The organism is Kitasatospora sp. NPDC004669 (genome assembly GCF_040609455.1).
Taxonomy (GTDB): domain Bacteria; phylum Actinomycetota; class Actinomycetes; order Streptomycetales; family Streptomycetaceae; genus Kitasatospora.
In genome coordinates, this window is the sequence record NZ_JBEXKB010000058.1 from 52,332 (window position 1) to 59,553 (window position 7,222).

Consider the following 7,222-nt stretch of genomic DNA (forward strand, 5'->3'; position numbering starts at 1 on the left):
CACCCGGGAACCGGATCGACGGCTCCGAGCTCAGGCCGATGTGCGTGGTCGCACCCCCACCCGCCGTTGAACGCAACGGTGTTGGACGTGACCGGTGCGGGTGATCTTCGGGAGATCGGCGTTGCGCAGTGCGGTGGTCGGGCGTTGCTTGGACGGTGTCCCAACTGCCTTCGTCAGGAGAGAACGTGAGTCAGCCCACTGTGAGCCGGTCCGGCGAGTCGAGCGCCGCCCTCGGGCAGCCCCGGCTGGGGAGGCGTGCCCTCCTCGGGTCGGCCGCCGTGGCGGCGGTCGGCCTCGGCGCCCGGGCCGCGGCGGCCACGGTGCCCGCGTACGCGCCGAGCGTCGGCCCGGTGGCCGACGAGGCGGTCAGCCGCGCGCTGGCCCGCGAGATGCTCATGGTCGGTGCGGACGAGCAGACCGACCTGACCCTCGAATACCTGCGCATCCTGATCGACGGCCACCTGCCGCCCCGCACCGACCGGAAGCGGGTGCTGGTGGTGGGTGCGGGCGTCGCCGGGCTGACCATTGCGACGCTGCTCAAGCAGGCCGGTCACGAGGTGACCGTCATCGAGGCCAACGCCAACCGGGTCGGCGGGCGGATCAAGACCTTCCGCGGTATCTTCGCCGACCCCCGGCTGCACGCGGAGGCCGGCGCCATGCGCCTGCCCGACTTCCACCCGCTCGTCCTGGCGCTCGCCGACAAGCTCGGCCTGAAGCGGCGCCTGTTCTACAACGCCGACATCGCGCCGGGCGCCGGCCCGACCGGCGCCGTTCCGCCGGTGACGTACCGCTCGTTCACGGGGGAGACCTGGAGCAACGGCCCGGACCGGACGTTCACCCCGCCCGCGGCCTGCTTCCGCAGTCTGATCTCCGTCAACGGCACCCGGACCACCCGCGCCGCGTACGCCCAGTCGCCGACCATGGTCAACCGCTCCTTCGGCGCCCGGTTCGACTCCACCACCGCCAGTGCCCTCGACAAGGCGTTCGAGCAGGTCTCGGTCCGGGACGGCGACATCCGCCACCGGCTGGACGCCTGGACCCACATCTTCTCCACCTATGGCTACCACTCCACCCGCCGCTTCCTGCGCGAGGACGCCGGCTGGGACCCGGCGTCCGTCCAGGCCGCCGGCACCCTGGAGAACCTCACCTCCCGGCTGCACTACTCGTTGATCCCCACCCTGATCGACCACGCGGTGATCAGTCCGACCAACCGCTACTGGGAACTGGAGGGCGGCACCGCCACGCTCACCGACGCGCTGGCCGCCCCGCTCCGGGACGACCTGCGCCTCGGTCACCGGATGACCCGCCTGGTGCAGGACGCCGGCAAGGTCACCATCGAGACGGTCGCGGAGAGCGGCGACGAGGACTCCTGCGACGGCGCTCCCGCCGCTCCCACCGAGACCTTCGAGGGCGACTACGCGATCGTCACCCTCCCGTTCAGCGCGCTGCGGTTCTGCCGGATCGAGCCCCTGATGTCCTACCCCAAGCGCCGGGCCGTCGCGGAGCTGCACTACGACTCGGCCACCAAGGTCCTGCTCGAGTTCCACCGCCGGTTCTGGGAGGAAGGCCTGGACGGCTTCACCGGCGGCGGCTGCGTCAGCGACAGCCCCAGCCGCTTCACCTACTTCCCCTCGCACGCGCCGGAGGGCTCCTCGGGGGGCGTGGTGCTCGCCTCGTACACCTGGTCGGACGACGCGGCGCGCTGGGACTCGCTCACCCCGGGCGAGCGATACGCCTTCGCCCTCGACGACCTGGAGCGGCTCATGGGGCCGCGTGTGCGGAGGGAGTTCACCGGAGTCGGCGCCACCCAGTCCTGGGCGCGCGCCCGGTACGCCCTCGGTGAGGCCGCCATCGTCACCCCCGGTCAGCTGCACGAGCTCCACCCGGCCACCCGGACCCCGGAGGGCCGCGTCCACTTCGCCGGCGAGCACACCAGCCTCAAGCCGGCCTGGATCGAGGGCGCCCTCGAGTCGGCCGTCCGCACCTTCCTGGAGGTCCACCACCGCTGAGCGGGAACCGGCGCGGCGTCGCCGCCGTCCCCGCGCCCGCTGCTCCGGTCCGCGCCGTGAGGCCGCCCACTCCGGCCCGGCCGGGCAGCGGCGGGTGCCGCCGGACCCGGTCCGGCGGCACCTGACGCCCGGTGGGACGGTCGACGGCGCGGCGCGTTCGGCGCCGAATCCACGCCCGGCTACCGTCGGCGGGTCCGTCCATCTCCATGTCGGGAGAGCGATGCCCGGTATCCGCGGATCCCGCTCACGGCGGCTGACCGCCGCCGCGGGCCTGTTCGTGCTCGCGTCGGGCCTGGCGGGCTGTGGAAGCAGTGGGCCTGGCGGGCCGGCCACGTTGAACTGGTACAACTTCCCGGACGATTCGGGTGCGCTCCAGCAGGCGGCCGACCGCTGCAGCCGTCAGTCCGGTGGCCGGTACACCATCAAGTACGACAAGCTGCCACGCGGCGCCGACGGGCAGCGCCAGCAGCTGGTGCGGCGGATGGCCGCGCACGACGCGGGCGTGGACATCCTCGGCCTGGACGTGACCTGGCCGACGGAGTTCGCGGAGGCCGGCTGGATCCGCGAGTGGACCGGCACGATGAAGAAGCAGGCCACCTCGGACACCCTCGAGGCGGCAGTGCGGACCGCGACCTGGCAGGGGCACCTGTTCGCGGCGCCGTACAACTCCAACACGCAGCTGCTCTGGTACCGGGACGACCTGGTGACGAACGCGCCGGGGACGTGGACGGAGATGCTCGGCCAGGCGGACGCGTTGGCCAAGCAGGGCAAGCCGCATCACGTGGAGATCCAGGGGGCCCAGTACGAGGGCCTGACGGTGTGGTTCAACACTCTGGTCACCAGTGCGGGCGGCTCGATCCTCACCCCGGACGCGCAGGCGCCCTCGCTCGGTCCGCCCGCGGTGCTGGCCGCGCGGGTGATGCACGACACCGCCACGTCGGTGGCCGCCGACCCCTCGCTGCCCAACCAGATGGAGGACCAGAACCGGCTGGCGATGGAGTCGGGGACGGCCGCCTTCGAGCTCAACTACCCGTTCGTCTACCCGTCGATGAGGGCCAATCAGCCCGAATTGTTCAAGCACCTGCGCTGGGCGCCGTACCCGTCGGTGGTGCCCGGTCGTCCGGCGACCGTCACCATCGGTGGGATCGACCTGGCCGTGGGCGCGTACGGCCGGCACCCGGACCTCGCGTTCGAGGCCACCCTGTGCCTGCGGGACCGCGAGAACCAGCTGACCAACGCGCTGAAGGGCGGCCTGCCACCGTCGCTGCGCAGCCTGTACCAGGCGGCCGAGCTCACCGAGAGCTACCCGTTCGCCGCGGACGTGCTGGCCGCGCTGGACAACGCGAGCGTGCGGCCGCAGACCCCTGCCTATCAGAACGTGTCCATCGCCATCACGCACACCCTCTCGCCGCCCGCCGACATCCGTCCGGAGAGCACCGTGGCGGACCTGCGCGGGCAGATCGAGGACGCCCTCGGCTCCAAGGGACTGATCCCGTGACACCTGCCACCTCACTCGGCGACCCGGCCGGGAAGAAGACCGCGAAGCTCTTCGAGGGCGCCCGCCAGGAGCGTCGGCTGGGCCTGCTGCTGTGCGCGCCCGCGGCGATCGTGATGCTGGCCGTCACCGCCTACCCGATCGCGTACGCGATCCACCTGTCGCTGCAGCGCTACGACCTGCGGTTCCCGCAGCAGGCGCACTGGGTGGGGCTGTCCAACTACGTCGCGGTGCTCAGCTCGCCGTTCTGGTGGCAGGCGCTGTGGGTGACCGTGCTGATCACCCTGGTGTCGGTGGCGATCGAGCTGGTGCTCGGCATGGCGCTCGCCCTGGTGATGCACCGCGCGGTGTTCGGCCGCGGTACCGTCCGTACCGCGGTGCTGATCCCGTACGGCATCGTCACCGTGGTCGCCGCCTACTCCTGGCAGTACGCCTGGACACCCGGTGTCGGTTACCTCGCCGCGCTCCTGCCGCAGGGCAGCGCCCCGCTGACCGACCAGTGGCAGGCCATCGGCCTGATCATCCTGGCCGAGGTGTGGAAGACCACGCCGTTCATGGCCCTGCTGCTGCTCGCGGGCCTCGCGCTGGTGCCCGAGGAGACCGTCCGGGCGGCAATGGTGGACGGTGCGACGTTCTGGCAACGGCTGCGTCTGGTGGTGCTGCCGTTGATGAAGCCGGCGATCCTGGTCGCCCTGCTGTTCCGCACCCTGGACGCCTTCCGCGTCTTCGACGACATCTACGTGCTGACCGGCGGCTCCAACGGCACCGGCTCGGTGTCGATCCTCGGCTACGACAACCTGTTCACCGCCCTGAACCTGGGCATCGGGTCGGCGATCTCGGTGCTGACCTTCCTCTGCGTGGCGGTCATCGCCTTCGTCTTCATCAAGGTCTTCGGCGCCGCCGCGCCGGGTGGCGAACCGGAGCGCCGATGAGCAGCCGCACCCGCACCCTGACCAGCTGGGGCGTCGCCAACCTGATCGTGGTGCTGTACGCGCTGTTCCCGGTGTGGTGGATCGTCGCCCTCTCCTTCAAGGACCCGAGCACCCTCGGCGACGGCGACTTCATCCCGCGCGAGTGGACCTGGGAGAACTACCGGGGCATCTTCCAGACCTCGGAGTTCACCCGCGCCCTGGTCAACTCGATCGGCATCTCGGCGATCGCCACCACCATCGCCGTCGTGCTGGGCACCATGGCCGCCTACGCGGTGGCCCGCCTGCGGTTCCCCGGCAAGCGGCCGCTGATCGGCGTCTCCCTGCTGATCGCCATGTTCCCGCCGATCTCCCTGGTCTCGCCGCTGTTCAACATCGAGCGCCTGCTCGGCCTCTTCGACACCTGGACCGGCCTGATCATCCCGTACACGACGTTCTCGCTGCCGCTGGCGATCTACACCCTCTCGGCGTTCTTCCGCGAGATCGCGTGGGACCTGGAGAAGGCGGCCAGGGTGGACGGCGCCACACCCTGGCAGGCCTTCCGGCTGGTCATCGCACCGCTGGCCGCCCCAGGAGTGTTCACCACCGGCATCCTCGTCTTCATCTTCTGCTGGAACGACTTCCTGTTCGCCATCTCGCTGACCTCGACCACCTCGGCCAGGACCGTGCCGGCGGCCATCGCCTTCTTCACCGGCAGCTCCCAGTTCCAGCAGCCGACCGGATCCATCGCCGCCGCCGCGGTGGTCATCACCATCCCGATCGTGATCTTCGTCCTGCTGTTCCAACGCCGCATCGTCGCCGGCCTCACCGCCGGCGCAGTCAAAGGTTGAGACCGCCGCACCAGGCGGACCAGGAAGGCGAACCGTGGCCGAGATCGTCCTCGACGGCATCACCAAGCGCTACCCCGACGGCGCACTCGCCGTCAAAGACTTCAACCTCACCATCGCCGACGGCGAATTCGTCATCCTCGTCGGCCCCTCCGGCTGCGGCAAGTCCACCACCCTCAACATGATCGCCGGACTCGAGGACATCACCGAAGGCACCCTCAGCATCGGCGGACAGATCGTCAACGACCGCGCCCCCAAGGACCGCGACATCGCCATGGTCTTCCAGAGCTACGCCCTCTACCCCCACATGACCGTCCGCGCCAACATGGGCTTCGCGCTGCGCCTCGCCAAGGTCGACAAGGCCACCATCGCCGCCAAGGTCGAGGAGGCCGCCCGCATCCTCGACCTGACCCAGCACCTCGACCGCCGACCCGCCAACCTCTCCGGCGGCCAACGCCAGCGGGTCGCGATGGGCCGCGCCATCGTCCGCGACCCCAAGGCGTTCCTGATGGACGAACCGCTGTCCAACCTCGACGCCAAACTCCGCGTCCAGATGCGCACCCAGATCGCCGCCCTCCAGCGACGCCTGGGCACCACCACCGTCTACGTCACTCACGACCAGGTCGAGGCGATGACCCTCGGCGACCGCGTGGTCGTCATGCGCTCCGGCATCGTCCAGCAGGTCGGCTCGCCACAACACCTCTACGACGCACCCGTGAACCTCTTCGTCGCCGGCTTCATCGGCTCGCCCGGCATGAACTTCCTCGCCGCCACGCTGGAACAGAACACCGTGCGCACCTCACTCGGCGACCTCCCCCTCGACGACTGCAAGCGCCGCGCCCTGGAACGGGCCAACGCGCCGCGCGAGGTCATCATGGGCATCCGCCCCGAGGACTTCGAGGACGCCGCCCTCGTCGACGACCACGGCGCGGGCCCCGTCTGCACCGTCACCGTGGACGTTCGCGAATCCGTCGGCTCCGACGTGTACGTGCACTTCACCGAGAGTGAGGGGCCCGCCCATTCCGCGGACCTCGCCGAGATCGCCGCCGACTCCGGCCTGGCCGACACCGGCGCCCAGGAGCACCGGGTGGTCGCCCGGCTCAACACCGCCACCCGTGCTACCGAGGGCGCCCACCTGGACCTGTGGATCAACACACCCCGAATTCACGTCTTCGACCCTCGCAACGGCACCAACCTCACCCGCCGCCCGGATCAGTCCATGAACTGACCCGTCGCGGCCCCGGCTGCCGACGATCAGCAGTCGGCCGTTCTCCAGCGGCTCGATCCTCGTCTTCACGGTCGGGCCGGCCCGGAAGGCGGTCAGCCGGTCGTCGTTGCCAACGCCTTCGCTGACGCGGCCTGCAAGGGCAGCGGGGGCCCGTCGACAAGGCCGGTGACGCGGGTCTCAGCCCAGGAAGATCGTCTGCACTGGGGGTGTCGGTGGCGGTTCGGTCAGTGACCAACAAATCGGACAAATCAGGACATAAACCGTGAGTCCGCTCACATGGGAAGAGGTCCACGACGGGTGATAGTGGTTGCGTGCCGACGCCGATCGCGAGTGCGGCCGTGGCATATGTGCAGCTCAGCCGGGCCGGGCGGCCGTGCGGAGGGCCTTGCGGATCGGCGGCGTCCGCCGGTGAGGTACGACGGTGGATCGTGGTGGGGGGGTCTTGGCGGGGGTCGATCCGGTCTGGCACCTTGGCATTCGTCGTCAGTCACGCCGGCTTCTGTCCCGCCGGATGCGGCTAACCGCCGAGTCACTCCCCGCGACCGTTCGGCCCTGTCCGGCCATGGTCGAGGCGGGGTGTGAGACCGGCCCAACCCGATTGAGGTCTTGCTCTACATGCCCGCTTTCAAGCTCCGTATGCGTACCTCTGCCGCGATTCTTGCGGGTGCCGCCGGTGTGACCGCCCTGGGTGCCGCCGTGGTCCCGGCCGTGGCCTCGGCCGCGGACGCCTCCCC

The 7,222-nt window shown here is 70.5% G+C and carries 5 protein-coding genes; all 5 read left to right on the forward strand.

The window, feature by feature from the left end; genetic code table 11:
• Positions 1 to 185 precede the first annotated feature (185 nt).
• Positions 186 to 2,009, forward strand: a complete 1,824-nt coding sequence (locus ABZW30_RS35265) for an FAD-dependent oxidoreductase (RefSeq protein WP_355675325.1) — start codon at positions 186 to 188, stop codon at positions 2,007 to 2,009.
• A 220-nt stretch (positions 2,010 to 2,229) separates the two neighbouring features.
• The gene (locus ABZW30_RS35270; RefSeq protein ID WP_355675326.1) at positions 2,230 to 3,507 is read left to right on the forward strand and encodes an ABC transporter substrate-binding protein; all 1,278 of its coding nucleotides are present in this window, start codon (positions 2,230 to 2,232) and stop codon (positions 3,505 to 3,507) included.
• Positions 3,504 to 4,436, forward strand: coding sequence for a sugar ABC transporter permease (locus tag ABZW30_RS35275; RefSeq protein WP_355675327.1), 933 nt, complete (start codon positions 3,504 to 3,506; stop codon positions 4,434 to 4,436). The genes ABZW30_RS35270 and ABZW30_RS35275 overlap by 4 nt, the downstream gene beginning before the upstream one ends.
• Complete coding sequence (locus tag ABZW30_RS35280; protein WP_355675328.1) at positions 4,433 to 5,263, forward strand: carbohydrate ABC transporter permease; 831 nt, start codon at positions 4,433 to 4,435, stop codon at positions 5,261 to 5,263. Before ABZW30_RS35275 ends, ABZW30_RS35280 begins: the two co-directional genes overlap by 4 nt.
• A 34-nt stretch (positions 5,264 to 5,297) precedes the next feature.
• Positions 5,298 to 6,488, forward strand: a complete 1,191-nt coding sequence (gene ugpC / locus ABZW30_RS35285; RefSeq protein WP_355675329.1) for a sn-glycerol-3-phosphate ABC transporter ATP-binding protein UgpC — start codon at positions 5,298 to 5,300, stop codon at positions 6,486 to 6,488.
• Positions 6,489 to 7,222 lie beyond the last annotated feature (734 nt).

Excerpts from the sequence above, each read along its gene's own strand:
- ABZW30_RS35280 (WP_355675328.1), top strand. The coding sequence starts at position 4,433 with ATGAGCAGCCGCACCCGCACCCTGACCAGCTGGGGCGTCGCCAACCTG.
- ABZW30_RS35270 (WP_355675326.1), top strand. The coding sequence starts at position 2,230 with ATGCCCGGTATCCGCGGATCCCGCTCACGGCGGCTGACCGCCGCCGCG.